This window comes from Brucella ciceri (assembly GCF_041930145.1).
GTDB classification, from domain to species: Bacteria; Pseudomonadota; Alphaproteobacteria; order Rhizobiales; family Rhizobiaceae; genus Brucella; species Brucella intermedia.
Genome location: NZ_JBHEEV010000005.1, coordinates 236,185 through 261,406, shown reverse-complemented (window position 1 = coordinate 261,406; position 25,222 = coordinate 236,185). Strand labels below are relative to the sequence as shown.

Sequence of the window (25,222 nt, the reverse complement as noted above, 5' to 3'; positions counted from 1 at the left end):
AGACCGCATCCCAAGACCATGGCGTGATATTAGCATTTGCGCGTATAAAATCAAAATAAGCCGGAACATTATCTGTCAGCTATCCGTTGGAAGCGGCAGCCGGTATCCTCATGCACAGCGAAGACCTGCTTTTCCGCCTTCGCCCGGAACTGACCGGAATTGGTCTGTGACGGAAGATCATTGCATCCCATTTGATGAAAATTTTCATGAAAATCCGGCCAGAATATTAAAACGCATCCGATAGAAAGCACGGTAATAACAACCGGAGGCAATCGCATGAACAATGTATTTGCATATACTGTGCGCCGCGAAAGCTTGAAATGGGCTGCCGCTATAGTGGTTGGACTTTCCGCTTCATTATGCCTGACGGCGGGTGCAGAAGCCAAGGATGCCCGCAAGCAGAAAAGCGAAACGATTTCCGTTTATCGTGCCAAGGTCGAGACAAACGGGCAGGTTCGCTACAACAAGCCGGGATCGGCGAAAGTCATGAAGGTTTCCGCCTCGCAATATGCGAGCGGTACGTCCCTTGTGTGCACGCCGAGCGGTTTCGGGCAGAAATCCCGCTGCTTCAACCGCAACTAGGGTGAAGCGCGCAACGCGCCAGTCACACCGGCTCGCCGGAACTCCATACAGATCGGCGAGCCGGCATGTTCGCCTCGCGATCAGCTCGCATCGGCTTTCATGCGCGCCAGTCCCTTGCTTATGCGGTCGCCCCGCAGGAGCTTGGCGGCCTCGTCGGTCGGGCGCTGTGGATTGTTGCGGAACACGTACCATGTGCCACCCAGCGAGCGCTTCTGGTAGATGACGCCGTTCTTCTCGCGATGGAGGAAGCAGGTCGTGTCACCGCCGCCGCTCATCTTGTTGACCCAATAGGCCTGCAGGCAGAGCTTGCCGTTGTCGGTGGCATACCAGCGCCCCTCGGCATAGGACCATGCCCGGCCCTTCTGCGACCAGGCCGTGAAACGATGCCTGTCGGCGGAGAAATAGCCGCCGCCATCCTTCCATTTCCATGTTCTGCCGGAATAAAGCGCCTCAAGCGCCGTGGCTGACAGGGGCGATGCCGCCGCAGCCTCGATGGCGACCGGATCGTCGGCCTTCGGCTTCGGCGCTGCTTCCGCAGCACTTGCCACAAGAAGCACGGCCAAAGGGAGTGCAGCCCGGAAAACGGACTGTGTCGTGCTGACGGTTCTAAAACGGATCGAAAACATTGTCGTAATCCTGTTCAGACGTTGGAGCATTTCCAGCAAAGGTGCGAAGCGGTTTCTCATCCGGACCGCACTCGCTTCGCCGGATCAGTCAAGCGGATGGTTTGCAACCCGCCAGTCGGGCCGTCCCACACCACGTGGCCACGGATAGACTTCGCGGTCATTGAAGTAGACCGCCGCGGTCAGCGCGGGAAATTCGGCCTGCGGCTTGTTGGTTTCCTGCGCCCAGGCGCGGACATAGGCGTCGCTTCCTTCATAGCCGAGTTCGGCAATGACAATCGGCTTCTTGAAACCCACCACCCGGTCATAGCCCGGTTTGGCGCGTTCCACGAAGGTGGATGGCCGTCCCAGTTCCAGCATGTCGTAGGGCTCGTAACCGAATACCGAAAGGCCGATCACGTCGACATAACCATCGCCCGGATAATAGGCGTCCAGCCCCTCCTCCCCCTTTGGCGACCACATATATTTGGCGTGCGGCAGGGATTTGCGGCAGACATTGACGACATGCTGATAGGCGCGGATATAGCCCTGCGCAGGCCAGTAGGACCAGGTGAACTGGCCTGTCTTGTCGTCCATTTCCTGCGCCCAGCGAATGGTGACCGGGCTCTTCAGCTTCGAGGCAGCGGAGCAGACCGCGGCCATGTTTGAATCGTAACGGCCACCCACAATGCCGCTCAGCAGATCGTCCGGCGCCACGCGCCAGTCGCGTGCCCACGACCACGGTTCCACGGTGATCAGCAGTTCGCGGCCCCGTTCCTGCGCATAGGCGTCCGCCGCCGAAAGGCTCGTCAGGTCCACATCCTCCCACGGCAGGAACAGATGCTCGATGCGTGAATTGGGATCGTTGGTGAAATCCCCGTGCGGATCATAGGCTCCGAAGGTGATGGATTGCGGAGTGATGACCGGGCGCTTGTCGTGGAACATGCTGCGGGTGTCGACAGTGGCACCCGAAACACCGCTGGCGGCGTAGACGGCTGTTGAAAGCAGCGCGCCGCAAAGAATGGCTGTTGCTAGTTTGTATGAGGTTTTCATCGCCGCCTCCTTTATTGCGTTGGCGATTGGGCAACGGGCAGCGCCAGATTCAACGCTTCCCTGTCCGGTGTTATCGTTTCGATGGAGATGAGCTTGCGCGCCTCGTCATCCTTGTTTCCGCCCGCATGGCGGAAGACATACCAGACGCCGTCCGGCTCTCGTTTCTGATAGATGGTCCCACCGGCGATGCGGTGGGAGAAACAGGTCTTGTTGGGGAATACACCCTCATCCATATGCCACTTCGCATCGAAGCACATCTGCCCCGACCTTGTGATGCGCCAGCGGCCTTCGGCCCAGACCTTGCCCTTCTCGCCATCGACCCGCGCGGTGAACCGGCGGTTCTGGCTTTCCATGCGCCCGGAACCATCGGACCACTGCCAGCTCTTGTCGTGATAGAGCATGTAAAGCTCGGCGGGCGTCATCGGGCGAGCGCCGTCGGGCAGCCCATCCTTTGCGGATGGCGACGCACCGGCTGGCGCGCTGATCCCGGCAAGCACGATGAGGAATGGCAGAACGCGCCTGCTCCGCAACGAGAGGGTCCGCCCACCCTCAAACATCGCCCCAAACTTCGCCTCAAACTTCAAATGTTTCATTTGAACCTCCCACGACCTTGAGGTTGCGCGCACCCGTCAAAGGTTCTTGCGATTGACGGATGCGCGCCTGCGGCAGAACGTTTGTTGCTCTTCTTTCCTGCCGCTGTTGAACAGGATGGCCGATTGTCGAAATCCGGAAACCCAGGCTCCCGGCAATCGCCGGTGAAAAGACATTGCGCAGGTCGATGATTACCGGGTCCCGCATGGTCTGCTTCATCCGGACGAGGTCGAGCTTGCGAATACTGTCCCATTCGGTCACGACCACGGCGGCGTCGGCCATGTTCAGGCAGTCATAGGGGTCGTCATGGAACTCGACGTCGCTGAGAAGGCGGCGGGCATTCTCCATCCCCGCCGGATCATAGGCGCGAATGCTGGCGCCAAAACGCTGCAAGGTCTCGACAAGTGGAATGGACGGTGCGTCGCGCATGTCGTCCGTGTCGGGCTTGAACGTCAGGCCGAGGATGGCAATCGTGCGGCCTTCGGCGCTGCCGCCAAGCGCATCCAGCACCTTCAGCGCCATGCGGCGCTTGCGCGCTTCATTGACCGTGACCGTTTCCTCGACCAGCCGCAGGGCCACCCCGTGGTCCTGGGCGGTGCGCAGAAGCGCAAGCGTATCCTTCGGAAAACAGGAGCCGCCATAACCCGGCCCCGCATTCAGGAAACTCGTCCCGATACGCTTGTCCAGCCCCATGCCGAGCGCCAGTTCGCTGACATCGCTGCCGACTTCCTCACACAGATCCGCCAGCTCGTTGATGAAGGTGATCTTGGTGGCGAGAAAGGCGTTGGCGGCATATTTGATGAGTTCCGCCGTCCGCCGCTGCGTGATGAGGATCGGCGTCTGCCGGGGTTCGAGCGGCGGAGCGTAAAGGGTGACCAGCATGGAGCGCGCGCGCTCATCCTCGACGCCGATCACGACGCGATCCGGCTCCAGAAAATCGCTAATGGCCACGCCCTCGCGCAGAAACTCCGGATTGGATGCGACGGAGAAGCTTCCCGGCCTTTTGACCGAACCGATGATCTTCTGCACCACATCGCCAGTGCCGACCGGAACGGTGGACTTGATCACCACGACGCTATGATCGTCGATCAGCGGCGCGAGTTCACGAGCGGCCATATAGACGAAGGACAGGTCGGCATCCCCGTGGCCAGCGCGCGCAGGCGTTCCCACGGCAATGAAGACAACCGACGCGCCCTTGACGGCCTCCGCCAGATCGGTCGTGAAACGGAGCCGCCCAAAGGCGAAGTTGCGTTCCACCAGCTCCTCCAGCCCCGGCTCGTAGATCGGCACGATGCCGCGTTCCAGCCGGACGATCTTCCGCTCGTCCTTGTCGACGCAGACGACTTCGTGTCCCCAGGCCGCGAAACACACGCCACTGACCAATCCGACATAGCCCGTACCGATGACAGCGATCTTCATAATCGTCGCGCCTCTTTCGCCTAGTTTACTGCGCTGGGCGCACCGGTGCGCCAGCGTGGGTTGAAGACTGTCCGGTGAACGTCGCGCCCGCCTCTGCCAGCCCCTGCAACCGAGAAGCGGTCGTCAAAGAGCGTGAAGCTTTTTGTGCCCCAGCTCAGAGCCTCGATGCCGTCGCGCCCGCGTTCGGCAGTGGTGAAGCCTGTCAACGCCACCAGCGCCGTGAAACTGCATGCCATTGCCGGCCGATAGAGGCGGTTCGTCATGCGCACCTGATTTTCCCGCGTGTGCTGGATGACGATCATCGCCATCAGGAACAGGTAGAAACACGCATTGATGATGGCGAAGATGAAGAAGCCTCGCGTCTGATCGGCACCGCTGACCACGAGGACAGGCAGAATGGACACACCGGAGATCAGCGCATAGGGCGCGATCACCCGCAGTGGCACCGGATCGACCTCGGATGAGCCTTTCGGCGTGACACGAAAATCGACAAAGGAACCGGTCAGCCAGTCACGGAAGGCTGCGAAGGTTCCAGCCAGAACCCAGGGCCAGCGTGCCAGCAGGAACAGCATCGCTTCCCAGCTGAAAATCCTGCCGTCGACAGGGCGGAACGTCTCGCTCGACCGCCACCAGAATGCCAGCGCCAAAATCACGAGCGATTGCGGCATGAAGTGCATCAGGAAAGCGGGATAGGTAACGCTGGCGAAATTATCACCATAAGCCAGAATGGCTATCGGCAGAACGAATGTCAGCGCCAGAAAGAAAGCATAGAGAGGATACCAAAGCTGCGAGAACAGAAACTGGATCTTCAGGCGCAGCGGCAAGCGACCGATCAGCTTCGGCGTATATTGCAACAGGATCATCACGAGGCTGCGCGACCACTGGAATTCCTGCGTCACAAGATCGGCAAAGGTGCGTGGACCGTCGCCATGGGCGATGGCATCCAGCGCATGAACGCCGCGCCAGCCATGCGCATTCATGAACAGGGTCGTGGAATGATCCTCGGCCAGTTCGGGTCCAAGGCCGCCGATTTCCTTCAGCGCTGCCGTGCGTACCGCATAATGAGAGCCGATGCAGACCGGGGCAAAGCCTCCGTTGTAACCGGCCTGCAGCGAGCCATGCATGCTGGCTTCCACATAGAGACGCCCGCGGGCCGACCAGCTTTCATGCGCATTGCGATCACAAATGCTTGGCGCGGAAACATAACCAACCGCGGGATCGGCGAAGGGCCGCAGAATGTTGAAGAGATAGCCCGGCTCAGGCACATGATCGGCATCGAGCTGCGACACGAAATCATAGCGCTCATAGCCATAGTGATCGTAGAAGAAGGCGAGATTGCCTTCCTTGCACCGGGTGCGGCGCGGCCAGCTTTGCCGATGATAATCGGCACGTCCCCTGCGCGTGGAAACGTACACGCCATGTTCCCGGCACCAGGCAAGCGTCGCGGGCGAAGGGTCCTCATCGGCAAGCCAGGTATCGTGCGGCACATCCTGCGCCAGCATGGCGCGCAAGGTTTCAGCCACCACCTCGAACGGCTCAGACGGCGCCTTGGTGACGACCATGGCAACGCGGCTTCCAGCAGGGATGCGAAGCGGGCCGGTGGGGCGCGCCGCGTGGAAGAAAATGGTGATGAAATAAAGCGGCAGGATCGTGATCCAGGCCAGGAGCGCCGTCACCAGAATATAACCCGCAAGGTGATTGGGCGTGGCGCTGATGAGCCACCATTGCCAGAAATAGGCGAGGGCGAGGGCCCAGAGGACAATGCCAACCACATACTCCACCCGCTTGCGGCCAGTGAAGATGGGCGTCAGCAAGGGTTCCGTTTCGCCTGTATCGCCACCAGTGACTGGGTGAAGCTCGCGCCGTGTCATGTCCGCATCTCCAGCCCAAAGAAGGGCGCAGCCGTGCGGATGATCGTATCGAGATCGGAATGGAGCGTGCGGAAGCCGAGCTTTGCCGCAGCCTCCGATGGATCGGCATAAAGCACGGGCGGGTCGCCCGCCCGGCGCGGCCGCATTTCGACGGGCACCCTGCGGCCGGTCAGCCGGTCTATCGCATCCACGATTTCCCTGATGGATGTTCCGCGCCCGGTTCCCAGATTGAGAACGAGGTTTCCACCGCCATTCAGAAGATGTTCGACCGCAAGCACATGCGCCCGCGCCAGATCGACGACATGAATATAGTCGCGGATGCAGGTGCCATCCGGCGTTTCGTAATCATCGCCGTAAACTTCGAGGCAATCCGCCTTTCCCGCCGCAGCCAGCATGGCGCGCGGTATCAGATGGGTTTCGGGATCGTGCCTTTCGCCCAGTTCGCCATCCAGATCGGCGCCGCAGGCGTTGAAATAGCGCAGTGCCGCATAGGGCAAGCCATAGGCTGCCGAATAGTCGGCCAGCATATGTTCGGCGATCAGCTTCGTGCGCCCATAGGGGTTGATGGGGCGCTGCATTTCACCCTCGCGGATCGGCAGCGCATTCGGAATGCCATAGGTGGCGCAGCTCGATGAAAAGATGACAGGGCGTCCGCCCGTCAGGCGGCTCGCCTCCAGAACGGACTGGATGCCGCCGACATTGTTACGATAATATTTCGCGGGGTCCGTGACGGATTCCCCCACATAAGCCGAGGCCGCAAAGTGGATGATGGCTGCCGGATCAAAGCTCGTGATGGCAGCGACAAGCTGATCCTGGGAAAGCGTGTCGCCCTCGACAAACTCGCCCCAGCGAACGGAAGACCGGTGACCCGTCGACAGGTTGTCATAGACGACCGGCGAGAATCCGCTCTCATGCAGAAGCTTCGCCGTATGGCTTCCGATGAAGCCTGCACCGCCGGTGACGAGTATGGTCGGCCGTGTCATCTCGCCACCTCGAAAAGCTCGCCCGTCGGCCTGACAAGCTGGCGTTCGAAATAGGCGATCGTCTGCTTCAGCCCTTCGACAAGCGCTATCTGCGGTTCCCAGCCAAGCTCGCGCTTGGCGAGCATGATGTCGGGACGGCGCTGGCGCGGATCGTCGGTCGGCAGCGGACGATAGACGATCCGCGATGACGAACCGGTCAGTGCAATGATCTGCTCGGCGAGTTCACGCACGGTGAACTCTCCCGGATTGCCCAGATTGACGGGCTTGCGGACCTGGCTGTTCATCAGCCGGCTGAAGCCTTCGATCAGATCGTCGACATAGCAGAAGGAGCGGGTCTGCGAGCCGTCGCCATAGATGGTGATGTCTTCACGCTTGAGGGCCTGAACGATGAAGTTCGACACGACGCGCCCGTCGTCGGGCCGCATGCGCGGGCCATAGGTGTTGAAGATGCGCACGATGCGGATATCGACGCCATACTGCTTGTGAAAATCGTAGAACAGCGTTTCGGCGGAGCGCTTGCCTTCGTCGTAGCAGGACCGGGGACCGAAGGAATTGACATTGCCCCAATAGGCTTCCGGCTGCGGATGCGTCTGCGGATCGCCGTAGACTTCCGAAGTCGATGCCTGAAAAATCCGGGCCTGGTAATGTGCTGCAAGCTCAAGCAGGTTGAGCGAGCCGATGACGCTCGTCTTCATCGTATGCACCGGATCAGCCTGATAATGCGGCGGCGAAGCCGGGCATGCCAGATTGTAGATCTCGTCCACCGGCAGATCGATCGGGTTGACGATATCGTGGCGAACGAAGCTGAACGTGTCGTAACGCAGGAGATTGCGCAGGTTCTCAAGCCGTCCGGTCGAAAAATTATCGACGCAGACGACGAAGTTTCCTTCGTTCAGAAGACGTTCGCAAAGATGAGAGCCAAGAAACCCCGCGCCACCGGCGACAAGGATGCGCCGCGTCGACATGCGCGTGGCAGATATACCCGATGATCTGAAGTTTATACTCACGAGAACCTCCAACGCCAATTCTTCAACAAGCGATCCCGCAAAAACACAAAGCATCTTCATCAACACGCTTGAATAGAAACGTGCCGTTCGGTGATTTATGCTTGCTCTACCAGATGATTGAAGATAGCGGCGCTGGAGACCAGAGTCGTTAGCGTAGAATCCGGAAACTTATCCTTGCGTCCATTTTTGAAGATCCTTTATTGCTCTAGTTCCGCGCCTGCAACTGCGCGAAATGGGCAAGCATCCGGTCCGGATCGGCTTTGATGCCACTGAAGAGCTCGAATGCGCCGACCGCCTGAAACACAGCCATCCCGCCGCCGTCGAGCACGCGGCATCCGCGCTCCTTCGCAAGCCGAACCAGCGGCGTCTGCAATGGAAAATAGACGATATCGGAAACCCAGAGGTGAGGCTGTACCAGCGCGGGCGCGAGCGGCAGGCCGGGATGCGCATCCATGCCCGTTGGCGTCGCGTGGACCAGACCAGATGCCCCCGCCAGCGTTCCCGCGAGATCGGAACCTGCAATGAAACTGCATTGCGGCTGCACCGCAACGAGCTTGCCGATGACCGCATCGACCTTCGCGGCGTCGAGGTCGAAGATGTGCACTTCCAGCGCCCCCATCTCGGCGAGCGCGTAGGCAACGGCGACCCCGGCCCCACCCGCACCGAGCAGCACCACACGCGCAAGCGACGCACCCGGCAGGCCGCGACGAAACCCTTCCGCATAGCCCCACCAGTCGGTGTTGTGGCCGATGCGCCTGCCATCGGAAAACACCACCGTGTTGATCGATTGCAGGGCAAAAGCATGGGGCGAAAGTTCATCGACCAGCGCCACCGCCGCCTGCTTGCAGGGGTGGGTGATGTTGAGACCGGAAAAACCCGCAGCCTCCGCCTCCGCGACAAGCGCGGGCAGATCGCTGGCTGAACGCCCCTTCTCGGCAAGATCGATAATGTCGTAGCGATAGGCGAGACCCGCCGCCTCGCCTTCCCGCATATGCATCGCCGGTGAGAGCGAACGCTGGATATTCGCGCCGATCAGGCCCACATGAATACGGCGTTTCGTCACTTCACTTCTCAATTCCATTCTCCACAGGATCGGACGGCGCGCCGACCCCCGCTATTCCGGGCTTTTCAAAAGGGCGATGATCGTGTCGCTGATCAGGCGGCGATGCCGCGCCTTCACGTCTGAGGCCATGAGGTCGGTGCCGAAGATCGCGCCGAATGTGTGCCTGTTGGACACGCGGAAGAAGCACTGCGCGCTGATCAGCATGTGGAGGTCGAGCGCGGAAATGCGTCGCTGGAAAACGCCCTGCTCGCGCCCGCGTTCGAGGATTTTCTCGATCGTTTCCAGAATGGTCACATTCTGGCGCGACAGGACATCGGAGCGCTCCATGTGTTCGGCGCGGTGAATGTTTTCCACCGCGACCAGCCGCACGAAATCCGGATTGGCGTCGTCATGGTCAAAAGTGCTTTCCACCAGACTGCGCATGGCGGATTCCGGGTCCTGATCGTCGAGCGACAGCGAGCTTTCCAGCGCACGTATCTTTCCATAGGCGCGTTCCAGCACGGCGAGATAAAGCCCCTCCTTGCTGCCGAAATAATAATAGATCATGCGCTTGGACGTGCGGGTCTGCGCCGCGATCTCGTCCACGCGGGCGCCGGAAAACCCCGATGCCACGAACTCCCGCCCCGCAACGTCGAGAATATTTTCCCGCGTTGCATCCGGGTCGTTCTTGCGCGTCTGCGCCTTGGCGAGCGCCTTTGCCATGGTTTCCTCTCCCCCAGCGATCAAAGTGCCGCTGCACTTTTCGGCATGCCCGCCGGGCGCATGTAGCGCCGCAGCGCCGCAATGCGGAAGATCGCATTGGCCGCGCCATACCCCTTGTAGCCCTGCCTTTGCACGACTTCGAAAAAGAAGCCCTGATCGTCGGTCGGGCTATAGAGCTGGAAATATTCGCCGCTCTCGTCGCGGTCATAAAGCACGTTCGCAGCCTTGAGCCGGTCGGTGAATTCCGGGTCGAGACCGAGCCGCGCTTCCAGATCGTCGTAATAATTCGGCGAGATTTCCAGCGTGTGAAAGCCGTTGTCGCGCAGGGCCGCAGCCGTCGCGAAGATATCGTCCGTGGCGAAGGCCAGATGCTGGATGCCCGAGCCGAAGGTTTCGGCGATGAAGCGACCGGCCAGTGTGCGACGGTTTTCCGCGCCGTTGAGCGTGATGCGCAGCGTTCCCTCATCGTTTTCCACCACCTGGCTGCGAACGACGCCGCCCGGATCGACGATATCGACCATGGGCGATTTCCGCGATTCCGTGAGCGAGGTATAGAAGAGGAGCCAGGTCAGAAGCTCATCGAACTTCATCGTCTGGGCAACATGATCGATGCGGGTGAGGCCGACACCGGCACCCGTTTCATTGCCTGCAACCGGCTCGAACTCGATATCGAAGATGCGGGCCAGATCGGTCTTTTCGTCAAGAAAATAGACCAGCCCGCCGCCAACGCCACGAATGGCGGGCATGGCGATTTCGCCCGGATCGAGCGGTTGTTCAAAATTCTCCGCACCCATGGCAACGGCGCGCGCATGGGCTTGCGCCGCATCGTCCACGACGAGCCCCATTGCATAGGCTGCGGTGCCGTGAACGGCATAGGCCGAGCTTGCAAAGCCGCGCGTATCGGTATTGATGACGAGATTGATGTCACCCTGCCGGTAGAGCGCCACTTCTTTCGTACGATGCCTGCCAGCGAGCCTGAAGCCCAGCGCGCCGACAGCGGCCACCAGTCGCTCTGCATCTTCGGCATGGGTGGCAAACTCGACAAAGCCGACCCGGTGCACCTTTGCGCGGGGCGGCATGGCGGGGACCGTCAGCCTGTTGTCCGGCTCGACCCGGCGAACCTGATCGCCAAGATAGATCAGCGAACGGCGTCCGTCGGCAGCGATCATGGCGGGCGATCCGCCACGGAACTGGTCGTTGAAGATTTCCAGCGAGAAATAGCCGTCATAGCCGGTCGCGGCCACCGCGCGCATGAAATCCAGCACCGGCAGGTCGCCCTCGCCCGGCATGTTGCGATAATGGCGGCTCCAGTAAAGCAGGTCCATGTCGATCAGAGGCGCATCCGCCATCTGGATAATGAAAAGCTTGTCCTTCGGAATGGAGCGGATCGAATTCACGTCGATCTTGCGCGCCAGCGTGTGAAAACTGTCGAGGATCAGCCCGACATTGGGATGGTCGGCGCGGCGCACGATCTCCCATGCATCGCGGTGGTCGCTGATATGGCGGCCCCAGGCGAGCGCCTCGTAACCGACGCGCAGATTGCGCCGCGCCGCCCGCTCGCCAAGCTCGCGAAAATCATCCGCGGCGCGGTCAATGCCGCCAATGGCAGCTGGCGACACGTTGGAGCAGACCAGAACGAGATCGGTGCCCAGCTCCTGCATCAGGTCGAACTTGCGTTCGGCGCGGTCGAAAGTGCGGCTGCGTAGAGGTTCGGGCATGCCTTCAAAATCGCGGAAAGGCTGGAAAAGCGTGATCTCCAGCCCCAGGTCGCGCGCCATCTGGCCCACCTGACGGGGGCTTTCGTCAAAGGTGAGAAAATCATTCTCGAAAATCTCCACCCCGTCGAAACCGGCCTTGGCGATGGCTCCCAGTTTCTGCTGGAGATCGCCGCTGATGGAGACGGTTGCTATCGAAGTCTTCATGTCACGCTCCTGTCTCCGGCCTGACCGGAGTTTCCTGCCAGTCCCGGGCAAACCCGCCCGGAACCGTTTCATTCAGTATCGGCCTGCACCGTACTGTTTTAATTTCCGCCGCGAACCTTCTTCAATTCGGCAAACAGCTCATTGACGGTTTCCGCACCGATTTCGGCACTGAACTTGTCGATGATCGGCTTTACCGCATCGCGCAGGCGCGCGGTTTCTTCCGGCGTCAGTTCGGTCACCTGCATGCCCGTCTTCTTGATCTCGTCGAGTGCGATTGCATCCTGCTCACGCGAAACCTTGCGCTGATAATCGCGCGCCTCGACCGCCGCCTGTTCGATCACCGCCTTTTCCTCATCGTTGAGGCGATCCCAGAACTTCTTGCTGATCATCACGATCTGCGGATTGTACTGGTGGCGCGTCAGCGTCAGATATTTCTGCACTTCATAGAACTTGGCATTGATGATGTTGGCATTTGGATTTTCCTGCCCGTCGACAGTGCCGGTTTCAAGCGCCGTGTAAAGCTCGGTATAGGGCAGCGGCACCGCATTGGCGCCAAGCGTATTGAACAGGGCGACAGGAACCGGCGATTGCAGGGTGCGGATCTTCAGCCCGGCAATATCCTCCAGTTTCGCGACCGGATGGCGGTTGTTGGTCAGGTTGCGGAAACCGAGTTCCCAATAGGCAAGCCCGACCAGCCCCGTATCGGGCAGGCGCTTCAGGAGGTTGGTGCCGAACGGGCCATCCATGACCTTGTCGGCTTCCTCGCCGCTGTTGAACAGGAATGGCAGATCGACAGCCTCGAATGCCTTGACGGTGCTGGACAGGATGCCCGCATTCATTACCGTCATTTCCACCACGCCGCCCTGCAAGCCGGAAAGCGTCTGCGGATCGCTGCCCAGCACACCGCCGGGAAACAGTTTCACATTGATCTGCCCGCCGCTCTTTTCCTTCACCAGCTCGGCAAATTTCTCCATGCCCGTGACCTGCGGATGGCCCTTGCTGTTGGCGGCGGCAAACTTGATGGTCTGCGAACGGATTTCGGCCATGGCCGTGGTCGTCATCAGGGCCAGCGGCAGAACCATGCCCAATGCCATTGTCTTCAGTATTTTCTTCATGTCTTCCTCCCACTCGTTATTTCAATGTCTTCAGGGCCGCATCACGCGGCCCCCGTTCTTGATTCAATGAAACCAGCCCATCGGCACCGTCACCAGCTGCGGAAACAGCACCATCAGGAAAAGCACCACCAGCTGCGCGATCAGGAACGGCAGCACGCCCGTCATCACCTTTTCGAATGGCAGGCGCGCGACGCCGCACACCACATTCAGCACCGTGCCGACAGGCGGGGTGATGAGGCCGATGGAATTGTTGATGATGAACAGCACGCCGAAATAGACCGGATCGATGCCTGCCTCCTTGATGATCGGCATCAACACCGGCGTCAGGATCAGGATCGTCGGGGTCATGTCCATCGCCATGCCGACGAGAACAACCATCAGCATGATGGCAAGCAGCAGAAGCGTCTGGTTATCCATCAGGGGTCGCACCAGATCGGCGAGTTCCCCCGGCACATCGGCAACGGTTATCATCCAGGCCGAAACGCTGGCGCTGGCAACGAGGAACATCACCACGGCGGTCGTCTTCGCAGCGTCCACCATGGCCGGATAGAGCCGGGAAAGCGGCAGTTCCCGATAGATCACGGTTGCCACGAACAGCGAATAGACGGCGGCGACCACGCCCGCTTCCGTCGGCGTGAACACGCCGAAGCGAAGGCCGACAATGATGATGACCGGCAGCATCAGGGCCCAGATACTGTCGAGGAAAGCCCGCATCCGCGCACCGGGCGCGGCCTTCTTCGGCAGGTCGAACTGTTCGCGGCGGGCAAGGATGAACCATGTCACGCACAGCGCCACGGCAATCATCAGGCCGGGAAAAATACCCGCCAGAAACAGCTTGGTGATCGAAACGCCGCCGATCACGCCAAACAGGATGAAGCCGATGGATGGCGGGATGATCGGCGCGATGATCGAAGCCGAGGCGATCAGCCCGGCGGCGCGGCCCGGCTCATGTCCGGCATTGCGCATCATCGGAAACAGCAATGCGCCGAGCGCCGCCGCGTCAGCGACCGCCGAACCCGAAAGGCTTGCAATCACGCAGGCCGCGAAGATCGCGACGAAGCCGAGACCGCCGCGCACATGGCCCACCATGACCAGCGCCAGATTGACGATGCGGCGCGAAAGGCCGCCCGCATTCATGATTTCCCCCGCAAGCAGGAAGAACGGGACGGCCATCAGCGGAAAACTGTCCGCGCCGTTCAGCACGTTCTGCGCCACGATCTGAGCGTCGAACAGATCCATATACATCATCAGCGCCGCGCCGCTGATGATGAGCGCGAAGGCCACCGGAACGCCGAGCGCCATCGGAACCAGAAGGGCGGCAAGAAAGATGAGCAAGGTCATTGTCAGCGCGCCCTATTTGCGATCTTCATCGGTCGGGACGGGTGTGACATGCTCCTCGCTGTCCGTCACGAAATGCGTGCTGGCGACATCGATGCGCCCGGTCGCGATGCCGAAGCCGTTCCACGCGATGATGAGGAGCGCGGGCACGGCAAAGGCCAGCCCCGCGCCGTAAAACCAGCCCATCGACATGCCCGTCGCAGGGGCCAGCGTCGGGATATTGATGAGGGTCTGCGTCCAGCTTCCCGAAAGAACCAGCCAGGTCGCGCCGAACATCATGATGTGGCCTGCGACCAGCGCAATGCGCGCGCCCGCAGGCGACAAGCGGCGTACCAAAGAATCCACGCCCAGATGCGCATGGTCGCGCATGGCGACGACCGCGCCCAGAAAGGTAAGCCAGACGAAGAAGATGCGCGACAGCTCTTCCGAAACCGTTATGCCCTGATTGAAGGCGTAGCGCAGCACCACATTGCCGAACACGAGCACCACCATGCAGCCAAGTAGGCAGGCAATGGCGAACCGCGCCGCCGTAAAATAGAAATCGACTAAAGCTTTCACGTTCCTCCCCTCGGCCTCCTTCGGCCCTCCTCTGGGCGCATCGCTTGCGGACCGCTGTCCCTTTTCGGGTTTCGAGAGAAAGCAGCACCGCATCCTTGCAGGATGCCCATGCATCCGGCGGCGACTATACTTTCCCGCTGTCCGCGCCGGCCATCGCAACTAAAGGCGTGTCAGAAATCCGTCCGGTTCCCGGCAGTGCCCTGTCGCAAGCTGCAATCCGCTCCTCCTCGGTCCTCCACCTCGGTCCTCCACCTCGGAACGGAATGCATGATCGGCTGCGCTGTTTTCTAAAATGTACTAACTGGTTAGGATGTCAACGGGTTCTGTTTGAACAAACGCATGAAAACCCTTCATTGCGCGGCTGTCACGAATGTTCCATCTGGTTCAAAATTGCAGGTTTTGGAGCGCAACGCAGGCTGGAGCGGTTCCGGTTAAAAAGGAATTGCCGGAACCGCTTCAAGCATTTGTTTTGACGCGCATCTTTTCCGAAAACCGTTTCACACGTTTCGGAATGCGCTCCAATGGAGAAAATCAGCCGCCGTTCACCAGAGCCAGGATCAGCTGGTGGACGTTGCCACCATTGCCCATCTCCACCCGGTCGAAGGCGCGGCCTTGCGCGCGCTGCACATCGACCATATCGGTGATTTCCTTGATCAGCACCTTGCGGATCTTCTGGCATTTCGGGTCGTTAGGAACCGACAGGCCCACGGTCCGGCGCACGATCTCGCGCGTCATGTCCTTGGCGTGGTCGCCATGCACAAGCTCATGCCTGCGGATGCCTTCATAGAAGGTTTCCCAATGTTCCTTCACCGGCGAGGTCAGTTTCTGCGCGGGCTTCGGCAGCGTATAGGTGATCTTCAGTTTGGGCGTGGCCGACAGGATCGTGCAGGCATTGTTGGAGCGGTCGAACTGCCGGTCCCAGGTCAGCACATAGCTGGTATGGGCGATGACGCGGGTTTTGCCGCCGCCGATCTTCGGGCCGCGCTCGCCGATGGATTCATAAAGTTCCGGGCCGGTTTTCCCGGCGATGGCATAGAACTTGATTTCCTCGACGGGCTTCCAGTTGTCTTCGGCAAGCGCGGGTGCCGCCACCAGAATTCCAGATAATGCGAGTGCTGCCGCTTTTCTCACGCTTGCCCCGTTGCATCGATTTGCCGGATGATTTGCGCGCAAGCTACAATATCGGCAGGCGATGCGTAAGCGGTCCTGCAGCAAAAAGCCCGCCCCGGTCTCCCGGCGCGGGCCTTTTCGGATCACGATATCGATCTTACTTTTCGATGGTGCGGTTCCAGCGGCTGTTGAGCTGCTGGCGGCCTTCGTTGACGGCGTCCCAGTCGAGCGTCTTGGCGGTCTTCATGTAACCGTTGAAGGCGTCGAGCTTGGCCTGTGCTTCCGGCGAGCCGGCCTTGGCCTTCTGGTTCGACGGGATGACGTTGCCATGGTCGAGCGCCTTGCTCTGCGCATCGGCGGAAAGCAGATAATGCGCAAGCTTCTGGCTCAGCTCCGGCTCGCTGTTGCCTGCGAGCACGCATTCGGTCACGGCGAGGACCACGGAACCTTCCTTGGGCTGCGCATATTCAACCGGAATGCCCTTGTCCTTCAGGTTGTTGACGCCGGTTGGCGTCAGCGGGAAGATCGCCGCTTCGCCGGTCTGCACCATTTCCGAAATCTTGGCCGAGGACGGGATGAATTCCAGAACGTTCTTGCCGATCATGTCGGGGAACTTCTCGAAGCCCGGCTCGAGGTTCTTGTCGTCGCCACCCTGAATGCGGTTGAACATCAGGAAGGCATGCAGGCCGAAAGTCGAGGCAGAAGCCGACTGGAACACAACGGCATTCGCATATTTTTCGTCGGCGAAATCCATCCACGAAGTCGGGGCGGCCCAGCCCTTTTCGTCGAAAAGCTTCTTGTTATAGGCAATGCCGGTCATGCCCATATCGACGCCGATGGCCATGTCGTCCTTGAGGCGCGCGGCAGGCTGGATGTCGGCCAGAACCGGATCGTCGGAGATTTTCTGGCACAGGCCTGCATTGATCGCGCGCACCATGACGCCGTCGTCGAGCAGCATGACATGCATCTGCGGATTGTCTTTCTGCGCGGTCGCCTTGGCGAGAATATCCGCCGAGGTGCCCGGCACGACAACGACCTTGACGTCATTGGCCTTTTCAAATTCCGGCAGGACATGCTCGGTATAGGCCTTCTCCATATTGCCGCCATTCATGCCGATATAGAGCGTCTTGGTTTCAGCCGATGCGGCCGAAGCGAAGGCTGCCGACAGGCCGAGCGCCAACAGGCCGGTTTTGGTGATGTACTTCATGCTACTCCCCTTTGTGGTTTGAGTTCATATCGAACCGGTCGATGCGGAAGGCATCGATCGGCGTTTCCGTCTCGCCCTTTACGGCGAGATCGCAAAGAATGGCGCCCACAGCCGGGCCGGTCTGGAAACCGGCGCCGCAAAAGCCGAAGGCGTGAAAGAGATTGTCGACCCGGCTGCTTGGCCCGATGACCGGATTGTCGTCCGGCATTTCCGATTCAGTGCCAGACCAGAAGCGGATAACCTGGGCATTTTTCAGATGCGGGAACAGTTCGATGGCACGCAGCATCACGGATGAGGCGGCATTGACCGAAGGGCGCGAGAAGTCCGGGTTTTCAAGCGGCGCGCCGCGCCCACCGCCCATGACATAGTTGCCGCGCGTGACCTGACGGCCATAGAAACCGCCGCCCTCTTCGCCAAGGCTCATCGGCAGGCGAAACGGCATCGGCTCGGTAACGACCATCGAGGGATAGATGCGCTGGAGCGGCACCGGCTCGCCGAAAGAGGCTGCGAACCGGTCCGACCAGGCACCGGCGCAGTTGAACAGGAGGCGCGAGCGGATTTCGATCGTGTCAGTCGGTGAGCCACCGCCTGCCAGAATGGCAAAGCCGTCGCCGGTCTCTCGCGCTTCGATGACCGGCGTGTTTTCCAGCACCTTTGCCCCCGCCGCCAATGCCGCGCGGGCAAAGGCAGGCGCAACCAGACGCGGATTGGCATGGCCATCCTCCGCGCAGAGCGAGGCGCCCGCCACATCGCCCGGCAACCATGGAAAACGTTCGCGGATCGCATTGCCGCCGATCAGCTCGACATCGAGCCCGAGCGGCCTGACCTTCGCGGCATAGGCTTCAAGGCTTGCGAAATGCGCTTCCGTGCGGGCAAGCTTCAAATGGCCGCTGCGGACATATTCGCCGTCGATGCCGATGAGTTCCGGCAGGCGCGCCCACAATTCATGCGACCGTTGTGCAAGCGGCAATTGTTCCGGGGCGCGGCCCTGCCTGCGCACGCCGCCATAATTGACGCCGCTTGCCTGCGCACCGCAAAAACCCTTGTCGAGCAGGATGACCGACAGGCCGGCCCGGCGCATGAAAAGCGCTGCCGAGCCGCCGACGATCCCGCCACCGATAATGACCGCATCGGCCTGAAGACGCCTTGTCATGACGAAGCGCCCTCCCCGGCTCGAGCGCCGAACCCGAGCGGGATCGGCTTGACCGGCGCCTGAGCGCGGATGCGGCCTGCTTCGGCAGGCGTCTTGTCCTGCACCGACGCCAGAAGTTCCGCCGCCGCTGCCGTGCACATGCGGCCTTGGCAACGGCCCATGCCGACGCGGGTGAGTGCCTTCAGCCGGTTGATCTCGCGCACATCACCCTGACGGATCGCGGCCTGCGCGTCGCGCAGCGCGATTTCCTCGCAACGGCAGAGCGTGACGTCGCCAGCAATCGTGTCGAACCAGTCACGCGGGAACGGAAAGGCTTTTTCGACGATCAGGCGTTCGCGATAGATATGATCAAGCTTTGCGAGAAGAGCGCGTTCAGCACCTTCGTCAAACGGCAGGCCCCGATCACGCAGCAAGGCGATTGCGGCCAGTTGCCCGCGAATTTCGGCTGCATCTGCACCGGCAATGCCTGCACCGTCGCCCGCCACATAGACGCCGATGCGGCTCGTGCGGCCAAGCCTGTCGGCAGCCGGGAGCCATGCGCGGTCGCGTTCTTCAAAGCGGAAATCGCAACCGGCGAGATCGGCAAGCTGGGTTTCGGGACGCAAGGCAAAACCATAAGCCAGCGCATCGCACTCAACCTCGCGCACACGCCCGGCCGAGCGAAAGCGAATGCCATCGACATGCCCCTCGCCCAGCACCTCGTCGGGCCGCACATTGTAATGGATCGGCACGCCGCCAAGCTTCAGGCGCAGGCCGTAATAAGCGCCGAGCGCCACGATGCGCGGGGCATAAAATGCCAGATGCGCCAGATGGAATTTGGATGCGAGAGGCGCTGTGTCCAGCACCGCCACAACCTTCGCCCCGGCATGATGATATTGCCAGGCCACCAGATAAAGCAGCGGGCCCGACCCCATGAACACCACGCGTTCACCGACCGTGCAGCCTTGCGCCTTGAGCGCCGTCTGCGATGCGCCGAGCGTATAGACGCCGGGCCTGGTCCAGCCTTTGAACGGCAGCACCCGGTCGGTCGCGCCGGTGGCCAGAATGAGATGGCTGTAGGGCAACTGGCCGTGAACGCCATCGGTCAGCAGGTCGAGCCGGTCGGTTTCCCCGCGCGAAATATTCCAGACCAGCGTTTCCGGGCGATAGTCGATTGCGCCGCGCAATGCGTCGAAGCTCTTGTGCAGCGCTTCCGCCTTATGCGCTTCGGAACCATAGCGGCTGCGATAGCTGCGCCCGTCATCGAGCGGCGGGCGGCGATAGATCTGCCCGCCGGAACGGAACCCCTCGTCGAGCACGATGGGCCGGAGACCCGCCCGGACCAGCGTTTCGGCGGCGCGAACACCCGCCGGACCTGCGCCAACGATAACCGGATCGAGCACCGCGCTCATTTCGCAGGCTCCGTGACAAAGGCCATGCCGTCTTCCAGAAGCGTGGTACAGGCGCGAAGCCTGTAACCTTCGTCCGTCATGACGTGGCAATCCTGACATGCGCCGATGAGGCAGAAGCCCGCGCGCGGCTCGCCAGTGAACTCGGTATGACGCAACTTGCCCTGCACCGACAGAATGGCGGTCAGCACGGTATCGCCGCGACGACCCTCGAAGCGCACGCCGTCGAGCGAGAAGCTGACCGGCTGTTCGGCCAGCCGATACCGTCTGCGGAACTGAGCCGCCGAAGAAGAAACCGGGATCGTCATGGTCTGCCTGCTCAGCCCTTGCCCACCAGCAGCCGGTCGAGACCGAACATGCGATCGATGATAATCATGGTTGCGGTGGCGACGAGGATCATCAGGGCTGAAACCGCGGCCATCATCGGGTCGATGGATTCGCTGGCATACATATACATGCGCACCGGCAGCGTGACCGTGGATGGCGAGGTGACGAAGATCGACATGGTGAGTTCGTCGAACGAGTTGATGAAGGCAAGCAGCCAGCCGCCGGACAGGCCCGGCAGAAGCAACGGCAGGGTGACGCGGCGGAACACCGTCCATTCGCCTGCACCGAGGGTGCGGGCCGCGTTTTCCGCATTGCGGTCCATGCTGCCGAGCGAAGCGAGGATCAGGCGCAGCGCATAGGGCGTGACGACGATGGAATGCGCCGCGACCAGCCAGACGAAGGAGCCGGTAAAGCCCATCAGCGAGAACAGGCGCAGGAACGCGACGCCCAGAACCAGATGGGGAATGATGAGCGGCGACAGGAAAAGCGCGTTCAGCGCATCGCGGCCACGGAAATTATACTGCGCGATCGCCAGTCCCGAAGGCACGGCCAGAAGCGTGGAAATCGTTGCCGAGAAAAAGGCGAGCTGCACGCTGTTATAGAAGGAGGCCATGAAATCATTATGCGCGAACACGGCCTCGAACCAGCGCAGCGACAGGCCCGCATTGGGGCCGCTCCACGGCATGGTCAGCGTGTTTTCCGGCGTGAAGGCCACAAGGCACACCACTATCATCGGCGCCAGCATGAAGATGACGATCAGCGTGTGGAAGAAAAGGGCGAAAGGACCGTTCTTCGTCATGGCTCTATCCCAGCTTCTTCTTGGCCTGCCCTTCGAGCAGGCGGTTATAGGCGATCATGATCACCAGATTGGCGACCAGAACGATAATGGCGATGGCGGCGCCAAGCGGCCAGTTCAGTTCGATCAGGAACTCGTCATAGACGACGGTTGCCGCCATCTTGAGACGACGCCCGCCAAGGAGGCCCGGAATGGCAAAGGAGCTGGCCGAAAGCGCAAACACGATGAGGCTGCCCGACAGGATGCCAAGGACTGCCTGCGGAAACACCACGCGGCGAAGCGCCGTCAGGCGCGATGCGCCGAGCGTCAGCGCTGCGGCTTCCACCGCCGGATCGAGCTTTTGCAGCACGGTCCAGACAGGAATCACCATGAATGGCAGCATGATGTGCACCAGGCCGATGACAATCGCCGTTTCGCTGTAGAGGATTTGCGTCGTCGGCAGGCCCACCATGTCGAGCGCGCTGTTCACGAGGCCATTGCGGCCCAGCAGCATGCTCCAGCCGAATGTGCGCACCACGACCGAAACCAGAAGCGGGCCGATGATGACCAGCAGGAAGATCGAGCGCCATGGCTTGCGCATGTTGGAGAGAATATAGGCTTCCGGCACGCCGACCAGCACCGTGATGACGGTTGTGATCAGCGCCAGCTTCAGCGTGCGCCAGAAGATCGAGAGATAATAGGGGTCTTTCAGGACCTGCACATAATTGGCAAGCGTGTAGACGTTCTCGATGCCCTTGTCATAGCTGTAGCTGTTGAAGGACAGCAGCACGGTAAGGCCGAGCGGCAGCAGCACCAGCGCGAAGAACAGAAGCGTCGACGGCCCGACCAGAAAAAGCGGCGTCAGATCGCGCTGCCCCTTGGGCGCGGCGGATACATCCTGTGAGGTGACGGCCGACATGCTCAGTTCACCCCTGCGGTGAGGATGCGGCAATCCTCGTGGTTCCAGCTGAGGCCGACCGATGTGCCTTCGGATGGCGGTGGGTTGCCGAGGTTGGGAAGCGCCACCGAAAGCTGGCCGGCAGGCGTCGTCACGCCGAGCAGCCACTGCGCGCCCATGAAGTAGCGTGTCGTCACTTCACCGGCGATATGTCCCTCGCCCGCAGCAACGAGCTGCACCTTTTCAGGGCGGATGAAGACGGAAAGCTCGCCAGAGACCTGCTTGCCGTTGGCGGGGAAGCGGATCGCGGTTTCGGCCAGCGCGATCATGTCACCCTCGGCGCGTGCCTTGAGGAAGTTCGACTTGCCGACGAAATTGGAAATGAAGTGGTTATGCGGATGCTCATAGAGCTTGTAGGGCGCGTCGACCTGCGTGATGACGCCCTTTTCCATGACCACGATGCGGTCGCTGATCGACAGCGCTTCGGCCTGGTCATGCGTCACCATGATGGTGGTGATGCCGACTGTGCGCTGGATGCGGCGCAGCTCGAACTGCATTTCCTCGCGCAGCTGCGCATCGAGATTGGATAGCGGCTCGTCGAGCAGCAGGACCGGCGGATTGATGACCAGCGCGCGGGCAATCGCCACGCGCTGGCGCTGGCCACCCGACATTTCGCGCGGATAACGGTCGGCAAGCGCGCCCAGATGCACCAGCTCCAGCACGTCGCGCACGCGCTTTTCGCGTTCCGCCTTCGGCACATTGCGCATTTCGAGGCCGAAGCTCACATTCTGCGCCACGGTCATATGCGGAAACAGCGCATAGCTCTGGAAGACGACGCCAAGCTCGCGTTTGGCGGGGGCAAGGCGCGTGATCTCGCGCCCGTCGAGCGTGATCGCGCCCGCCGTCGGCGTCACCAGGCCGGCGATCATCTGCAAGGTCGTGGTCTTGCCGCAGCCGGAAGGGCCGAGAAGCGAAATGAACTCGCCCTTTTCAATCGCCAAGTTGAAATTGTCGACAGCCGCGAACTTGCCGTAGTGGCGGGAAATTCCGGACAGGGTCAAAAAGCTCATTGCATCTCCCTCTCGGCATGACTTCCGCGGAATATGCGGGGGGAGCGGAAGCGCCGTGATGTTGTCTCACGTCGCCTCTTCGTCGGGCTGGCTGGCGGGAGCGGCTTGACCGCGCTTGAAGCGCTGATCCGGCTTGTCCGTTTGAACGCATGACCGTCCGGCCGCTTACGCAGCCGCAGCGTTCCCCTTGATTACAAGCAAAACCGCCGATCCGCTTGCGGGCACTTCTCCAGTGCCTTGCCGGACCTTCCCATTGGCGACGGTTTTAAATGGCGGAAAAATCCGCAGGAATGCAAATTATAATTTTCAAATCCGGAAGAAATTATATATTTCTTTCAAAATGCAGAATTTGGAAGCAATTTTATGGATGATATATCTGAGAATCCGAAATCCGGCGCCGCGCTTAACTCAAGTCTGGTGAAGGCGATCCATATCCTGAAAGGTCTGGCCGCCAGCACGGATGACGGCGTGCGGCTCATCGATCTGGCGCGCGACCTCGAACTCAGCCAGCCATCGACGCACCGCCTGCTGAAGACGCTGATTGCCGAAAACCTTGTCGAGCAGCTTCCCGACAAGAAGGCCTATCGCCTGTCGCTGGAGTTTTTTGCGATGGCGGCGCAGGCGCGCCAGCGTGACGGTATATTGAGCATTGCCCGCCCCTCGCTCTTGCGCCTTTCGACCACGTTCAACGATACGGTCTTCCTGCTGGTGCGCAGCAATTTCGACGCGGTCTGCCTCGACCGCGTGGAAGGGCCGTTTCCGATCCGCTCCTTTACCGGCGATATTGGCGGCAAGGTGCCGCTCGGCATCGGTCAGGGGAGCCTTGCCATCCTCGCCTTCCTGCCGGAAGAAGAGCGCGAGGCGATCATCCGCTTCAACATGCCCCGCATTCTGGACAAGTCGGCTGTGGACGAGGTCGATTTGCGCATCATGATCGCGGAAGTGCGCGAAACGGGCGCATCCACTTTCAATTTCAACATGATCGACGGCATGGCGGGCCTTGGCGTCCCCATCCTCAACCGCGACGGCGAGGCGGTGGCAGCACTCAGCATCGGCACGCTTGCCGCGCGCCTGACCGAGAAGCGGCAGGAGACGGTGACCGAACTTCTGCGCAAGGAAGCGGCCATCATCTCGCAACGGCTCAATCCGTTCGACCCGACCCTGCGGCACCCAAATCAGGCTTTGTTGAAATAAACGAAAGCTTTATGAGCATTGTGCGCAACAGACCGGCTTTGTCCACAGCGGGCAAAAAGTTTGGCGATTGACTCGCAACCGCCGTCAGCGTTTGATCGCTGGCAGGTGTGGAGGTTCTGTGGGCGGAGGGCAAAATATCCAAAGCAGAAAATCCATCTCCATAACGCTACAATATTGGAGTTCTGTTGTGATCAAATCCACCAGACGGGGAATAATCCACCTTGCCTTTGCCCTTGCCGCATCGACGGCGATGGGCACCTTCGCCACCACGGCGGCTCAGGCACAGGACAAGATCCTGCTCATCATCAATGGCGCGCTTGGCGACAAGTCGTTCTTCGACAGCGCCGCCAAGGGCATGAAGATGATCAAGGACAAATATGGCGACGACGTCGAGACCAAGATTCTCGAAATCGGCGACGATCCGACCAAGTGGGAGCCGGTGTTCCTCGATGCGTCCGAACAGGACTGGGACCTGATCATCGGCGGCACCTACCAGATGTCGGAAACCGTCGGCTCGGTCGCCCAGCAATATCCGGACAAGAAATACATCCTCTACGATGCGAGCGTGCCTTATGAAGAAGGCGGCTATGACAATGTCTATTCTATCCAGTACAAGCAGAACGAAGGTTCCTATCTCGGCGGCATGCTGGCGGCGTCTCTGCTGAAGGAAGGCAAGCTCGGCGATACCGGCAAGAACCTCGGCTTCCTCGGCGGCATGGACATTCCGGTCATCAACGACTTCCTCGTCGGCTATATCGCCGGCGCGCAGGCCATCCAGCCCGATGCCAAGATCGCCATCTCCTATGCCGGTTCCTTCATGGATGCCGCAAAGGGCAAGGAGCTCGGCCTCGCGCAATATCGTTCCGGCGTTTCGCTCGGCTTCGTCGTCGCCTCGCAGACCGGCCTCGGCCAGCTTTCCGCTGCCAAGGAAACCGGCAAATATGTTCTCGGCGTCGATTCCGATCAGGAAGCGATCTTCAAGGACAGCGATCCGGCCATCGCCAAGCAGGTCGTCAGTTCCGTCCTGAAGAATGTCGATGTCAGCCTGCTGCAAGCCTATGAACGCTTCAAGGCCGGCGACCTGCCGTTCGGCAAGGCGGAAGCGCTCGGCCTCAAGGAAGGCGCTGTCGGCATCGTGCAGGATGGCAACATGGCTTCCATGGCCACGCAGGAAATGAAGGACGCCATCAAGAAGGCTTCCGACGAGATTTCCGAGGGCAAGATCACGGTTCCGACCGCATTCGGCATGAGCACCGAGGATCTCAACGCGATCCGCAACAAGGTTCGTCCCTGA

24 protein-coding genes are annotated in these 25,222 nt (G+C 60.7%); 3 read left to right on the top strand and 21 right to left on the bottom strand.

Annotation, left to right across the window (positions count from 1 at the left end):
* The first annotated feature begins 276 nt into the window (after positions 1-276).
* Entirely contained in the window at positions 277-582 is a 306-nt protein-coding gene (locus JNC63_RS12155; RefSeq protein WP_006469554.1) for a hypothetical protein, read from the top strand.
* Positions 583-662: 80 nt separating this feature from the next.
* Here JNC63_RS12155 and JNC63_RS12150 read toward each other — a convergent pair whose 3' ends face one another.
* From JNC63_RS12150 to JNC63_RS12050, 21 genes are all read right to left on the bottom strand, one after another.
* Positions 663-1,208: a DUF995 domain-containing protein gene (locus JNC63_RS12150; protein WP_022569387.1), complete on the bottom strand. Its 546-nt coding sequence runs from the start codon at positions 1,206-1,208 to the stop codon at positions 663-665.
* A gap of 84 nt (positions 1,209-1,292) precedes the next feature.
* The gene (locus JNC63_RS12145) at positions 1,293-2,237 is read right to left on the bottom strand and encodes a glycoside hydrolase family 26 protein (protein WP_006470788.1); all 945 of its coding nucleotides are present in this window, start codon (positions 2,235-2,237) and stop codon (positions 1,293-1,295) included.
* An 11-nt stretch (positions 2,238-2,248) separates the two neighbouring features.
* On the bottom strand, positions 2,249-2,830 hold the full coding sequence (locus JNC63_RS12140) for a DUF995 domain-containing protein (RefSeq protein ID WP_374846359.1): 582 nt from the start codon (positions 2,828-2,830) through the stop codon (positions 2,249-2,251).
* Complete coding sequence (locus tag JNC63_RS12135; RefSeq protein WP_006469557.1) at positions 2,811-4,247, bottom strand: UDP-glucose dehydrogenase family protein; 1,437 nt, start codon at positions 4,245-4,247, stop codon at positions 2,811-2,813. Before JNC63_RS12135 ends, JNC63_RS12140 begins: the two co-directional genes overlap by 20 nt.
* 20 nt (positions 4,248-4,267) lie before the next feature.
* Positions 4,268-6,118, bottom strand: coding sequence for a glycosyltransferase family 2 protein (locus JNC63_RS12130; protein WP_006469558.1), 1,851 nt, complete (start codon positions 6,116-6,118; stop codon positions 4,268-4,270).
* Complete coding sequence (gene galE / locus JNC63_RS12125; protein ID WP_006469559.1) at positions 6,115-7,101, bottom strand: UDP-glucose 4-epimerase GalE; 987 nt, start codon at positions 7,099-7,101, stop codon at positions 6,115-6,117. Before galE ends, JNC63_RS12130 begins: the two co-directional genes overlap by 4 nt.
* Entirely contained in the window at positions 7,098-8,066 is a 969-nt protein-coding gene (locus tag JNC63_RS12120; RefSeq protein ID WP_006469560.1) for a UDP-glucuronic acid decarboxylase family protein, read from the bottom strand. The genes galE and JNC63_RS12120 overlap by 4 nt, the downstream gene beginning before the upstream one ends.
* A gap of 247 nt (positions 8,067-8,313) precedes the next feature.
* Positions 8,314-9,189, bottom strand: a complete 876-nt coding sequence (locus tag JNC63_RS12115; protein ID WP_006469561.1) for a shikimate dehydrogenase — start codon at positions 9,187-9,189, stop codon at positions 8,314-8,316.
* A 33-nt stretch (positions 9,190-9,222) separates the two neighbouring features.
* On the bottom strand, positions 9,223-9,873 hold the full coding sequence (locus JNC63_RS12110) for a TetR/AcrR family transcriptional regulator (RefSeq protein WP_006470784.1): 651 nt from the start codon (positions 9,871-9,873) through the stop codon (positions 9,223-9,225).
* Positions 9,874-9,893: 20 nt separating this feature from the next.
* Positions 9,894-11,795: a bifunctional sugar phosphate isomerase/epimerase/4-hydroxyphenylpyruvate dioxygenase family protein gene (locus JNC63_RS12105; protein ID WP_006470783.1), complete on the bottom strand. Its 1,902-nt coding sequence runs from the start codon at positions 11,793-11,795 to the stop codon at positions 9,894-9,896.
* 98 nt (positions 11,796-11,893) lie between these two features.
* Entirely contained in the window at positions 11,894-12,910 is a 1,017-nt protein-coding gene (locus JNC63_RS12100; RefSeq protein ID WP_006469564.1) for a TRAP transporter substrate-binding protein, read from the bottom strand.
* 63 nt (positions 12,911-12,973) lie between these two features.
* Positions 12,974-14,251 (bottom strand): TRAP transporter large permease subunit, encoded by a 1,278-nt coding sequence (locus JNC63_RS12095; protein WP_006469565.1) that lies wholly within the window; start codon positions 14,249-14,251, stop codon positions 12,974-12,976.
* Positions 14,252-14,263: 12 nt separating this feature from the next.
* Entirely contained in the window at positions 14,264-14,806 is a 543-nt protein-coding gene (locus JNC63_RS12090; protein WP_006470782.1) for a TRAP transporter small permease, read from the bottom strand.
* A 531-nt stretch (positions 14,807-15,337) separates the two neighbouring features.
* On the bottom strand, positions 15,338-15,937 hold the full coding sequence (locus JNC63_RS12085; protein ID WP_022569311.1) for a DUF922 domain-containing Zn-dependent protease: 600 nt from the start codon (positions 15,935-15,937) through the stop codon (positions 15,338-15,340).
* Between the two features lie 136 nt (positions 15,938-16,073).
* Positions 16,074-17,123, bottom strand: coding sequence for an ABC transporter substrate-binding protein (locus JNC63_RS12080; RefSeq protein ID WP_006469568.1), 1,050 nt, complete (start codon positions 17,121-17,123; stop codon positions 16,074-16,076).
* A 1-nt stretch (position 17,124) separates the two neighbouring features.
* A complete protein-coding gene (locus tag JNC63_RS12075) occupies positions 17,125-18,276 on the bottom strand; it encodes an NAD(P)/FAD-dependent oxidoreductase (RefSeq protein WP_006469569.1) in 1,152 nt (383 codons plus the stop codon).
* Entirely contained in the window at positions 18,273-19,667 is a 1,395-nt protein-coding gene (locus tag JNC63_RS12070; protein ID WP_063621226.1) for an FAD/NAD(P)-dependent oxidoreductase, read from the bottom strand. The genes JNC63_RS12075 and JNC63_RS12070 overlap by 4 nt, the downstream gene beginning before the upstream one ends.
* Positions 19,664-19,972 (bottom strand): (2Fe-2S)-binding protein, encoded by a 309-nt coding sequence (locus JNC63_RS12065; RefSeq protein ID WP_006469571.1) that lies wholly within the window; start codon positions 19,970-19,972, stop codon positions 19,664-19,666. Before JNC63_RS12065 ends, JNC63_RS12070 begins: the two co-directional genes overlap by 4 nt.
* Before the next feature lie 11 nt (positions 19,973-19,983).
* Positions 19,984-20,790: an ABC transporter permease gene (locus tag JNC63_RS12060; protein WP_063621224.1), complete on the bottom strand. Its 807-nt coding sequence runs from the start codon at positions 20,788-20,790 to the stop codon at positions 19,984-19,986.
* A 4-nt stretch (positions 20,791-20,794) separates the two neighbouring features.
* Positions 20,795-21,685, bottom strand: a complete 891-nt coding sequence (locus tag JNC63_RS12055; RefSeq protein WP_025091857.1) for an ABC transporter permease — start codon at positions 21,683-21,685, stop codon at positions 20,795-20,797.
* Between the two features lie 2 nt (positions 21,686-21,687).
* Positions 21,688-22,734, bottom strand: coding sequence for an ABC transporter ATP-binding protein (locus JNC63_RS12050; RefSeq protein WP_025091858.1), 1,047 nt, complete (start codon positions 22,732-22,734; stop codon positions 21,688-21,690).
* Between the two features lie 363 nt (positions 22,735-23,097).
* Here JNC63_RS12050 and JNC63_RS12045 point away from each other — a divergent pair, with 363 nt between their 5' ends.
* Together JNC63_RS12045 and JNC63_RS12040 are read left to right on the top strand one after the other, a co-directional pair.
* On the top strand, positions 23,098-23,928 hold the full coding sequence (locus JNC63_RS12045) for an IclR family transcriptional regulator (RefSeq protein WP_006469575.1): 831 nt from the start codon (positions 23,098-23,100) through the stop codon (positions 23,926-23,928).
* A gap of 187 nt (positions 23,929-24,115) precedes the next feature.
* Positions 24,116-25,222 carry a BMP family ABC transporter substrate-binding protein gene (locus JNC63_RS12040; RefSeq protein WP_006470777.1) on the top strand — a complete coding sequence of 369 codons (1,107 nt, stop codon included), beginning with the start codon at positions 24,116-24,118 and terminating at the stop codon, positions 25,220-25,222.

Coding starts and splice junctions, on each gene's coding strand:
- JNC63_RS12095 (WP_006469565.1), bottom strand. CDS start 14,251: ATGACCTTGCTCATCTTTCTTGCCGCCCTTCTGGTTCCGATGGCGCTC.
- JNC63_RS12070 (WP_063621226.1), bottom strand. CDS start 19,667: ATGAGCGCGGTGCTCGATCCGGTTATCGTTGGCGCAGGTCCGGCGGGT.
- JNC63_RS12065 (WP_006469571.1), bottom strand. CDS start 19,972: ATGACGATCCCGGTTTCTTCTTCGGCGGCTCAGTTCCGCAGACGGTAT.
- galE (WP_006469559.1), bottom strand. CDS start 7,101: ATGACACGGCCGACCATACTCGTCACCGGCGGTGCAGGCTTCATCGGA.
- JNC63_RS12110 (WP_006470784.1), bottom strand. CDS start 9,873: ATGGCAAAGGCGCTCGCCAAGGCGCAGACGCGCAAGAACGACCCGGAT.
- JNC63_RS12115 (WP_006469561.1), bottom strand. CDS start 9,189: ATGGAATTGAGAAGTGAAGTGACGAAACGCCGTATTCATGTGGGCCTG.
- JNC63_RS12150 (WP_022569387.1), bottom strand. CDS start 1,208: ATGTTTTCGATCCGTTTTAGAACCGTCAGCACGACACAGTCCGTTTTC.
- JNC63_RS12045 (WP_006469575.1), top strand. CDS start 23,098: ATGGATGATATATCTGAGAATCCGAAATCCGGCGCCGCGCTTAACTCA.
- JNC63_RS12120 (WP_006469560.1), bottom strand. CDS start 8,066: ATGTCGACGCGGCGCATCCTTGTCGCCGGTGGCGCGGGGTTTCTTGGC.
- JNC63_RS12105 (WP_006470783.1), bottom strand. CDS start 11,795: ATGAAGACTTCGATAGCAACCGTCTCCATCAGCGGCGATCTCCAGCAG.
- JNC63_RS12075 (WP_006469569.1), bottom strand. CDS start 18,276: ATGACAAGGCGTCTTCAGGCCGATGCGGTCATTATCGGTGGCGGGATC.
- JNC63_RS12100 (WP_006469564.1), bottom strand. CDS start 12,910: ATGAAGAAAATACTGAAGACAATGGCATTGGGCATGGTTCTGCCGCTG.
- JNC63_RS12140 (WP_374846359.1), bottom strand. CDS start 2,830: ATGAAACATTTGAAGTTTGAGGCGAAGTTTGGGGCGATGTTTGAGGGT.
- JNC63_RS12135 (WP_006469557.1), bottom strand. CDS start 4,247: ATGAAGATCGCTGTCATCGGTACGGGCTATGTCGGATTGGTCAGTGGC.
- JNC63_RS12060 (WP_063621224.1), bottom strand. CDS start 20,790: ATGACGAAGAACGGTCCTTTCGCCCTTTTCTTCCACACGCTGATCGTC.
- JNC63_RS12155 (WP_006469554.1), top strand. CDS start 277: ATGAACAATGTATTTGCATATACTGTGCGCCGCGAAAGCTTGAAATGG.
- JNC63_RS12080 (WP_006469568.1), bottom strand. CDS start 17,123: ATGAAGTACATCACCAAAACCGGCCTGTTGGCGCTCGGCCTGTCGGCA.
- JNC63_RS12130 (WP_006469558.1), bottom strand. CDS start 6,118: ATGACACGGCGCGAGCTTCACCCAGTCACTGGTGGCGATACAGGCGAA.
- JNC63_RS12055 (WP_025091857.1), bottom strand. CDS start 21,685: ATGTCGGCCGTCACCTCACAGGATGTATCCGCCGCGCCCAAGGGGCAG.
- JNC63_RS12050 (WP_025091858.1), bottom strand. CDS start 22,734: ATGAGCTTTTTGACCCTGTCCGGAATTTCCCGCCACTACGGCAAGTTC.
- JNC63_RS12145 (WP_006470788.1), bottom strand. CDS start 2,237: ATGAAAACCTCATACAAACTAGCAACAGCCATTCTTTGCGGCGCGCTG.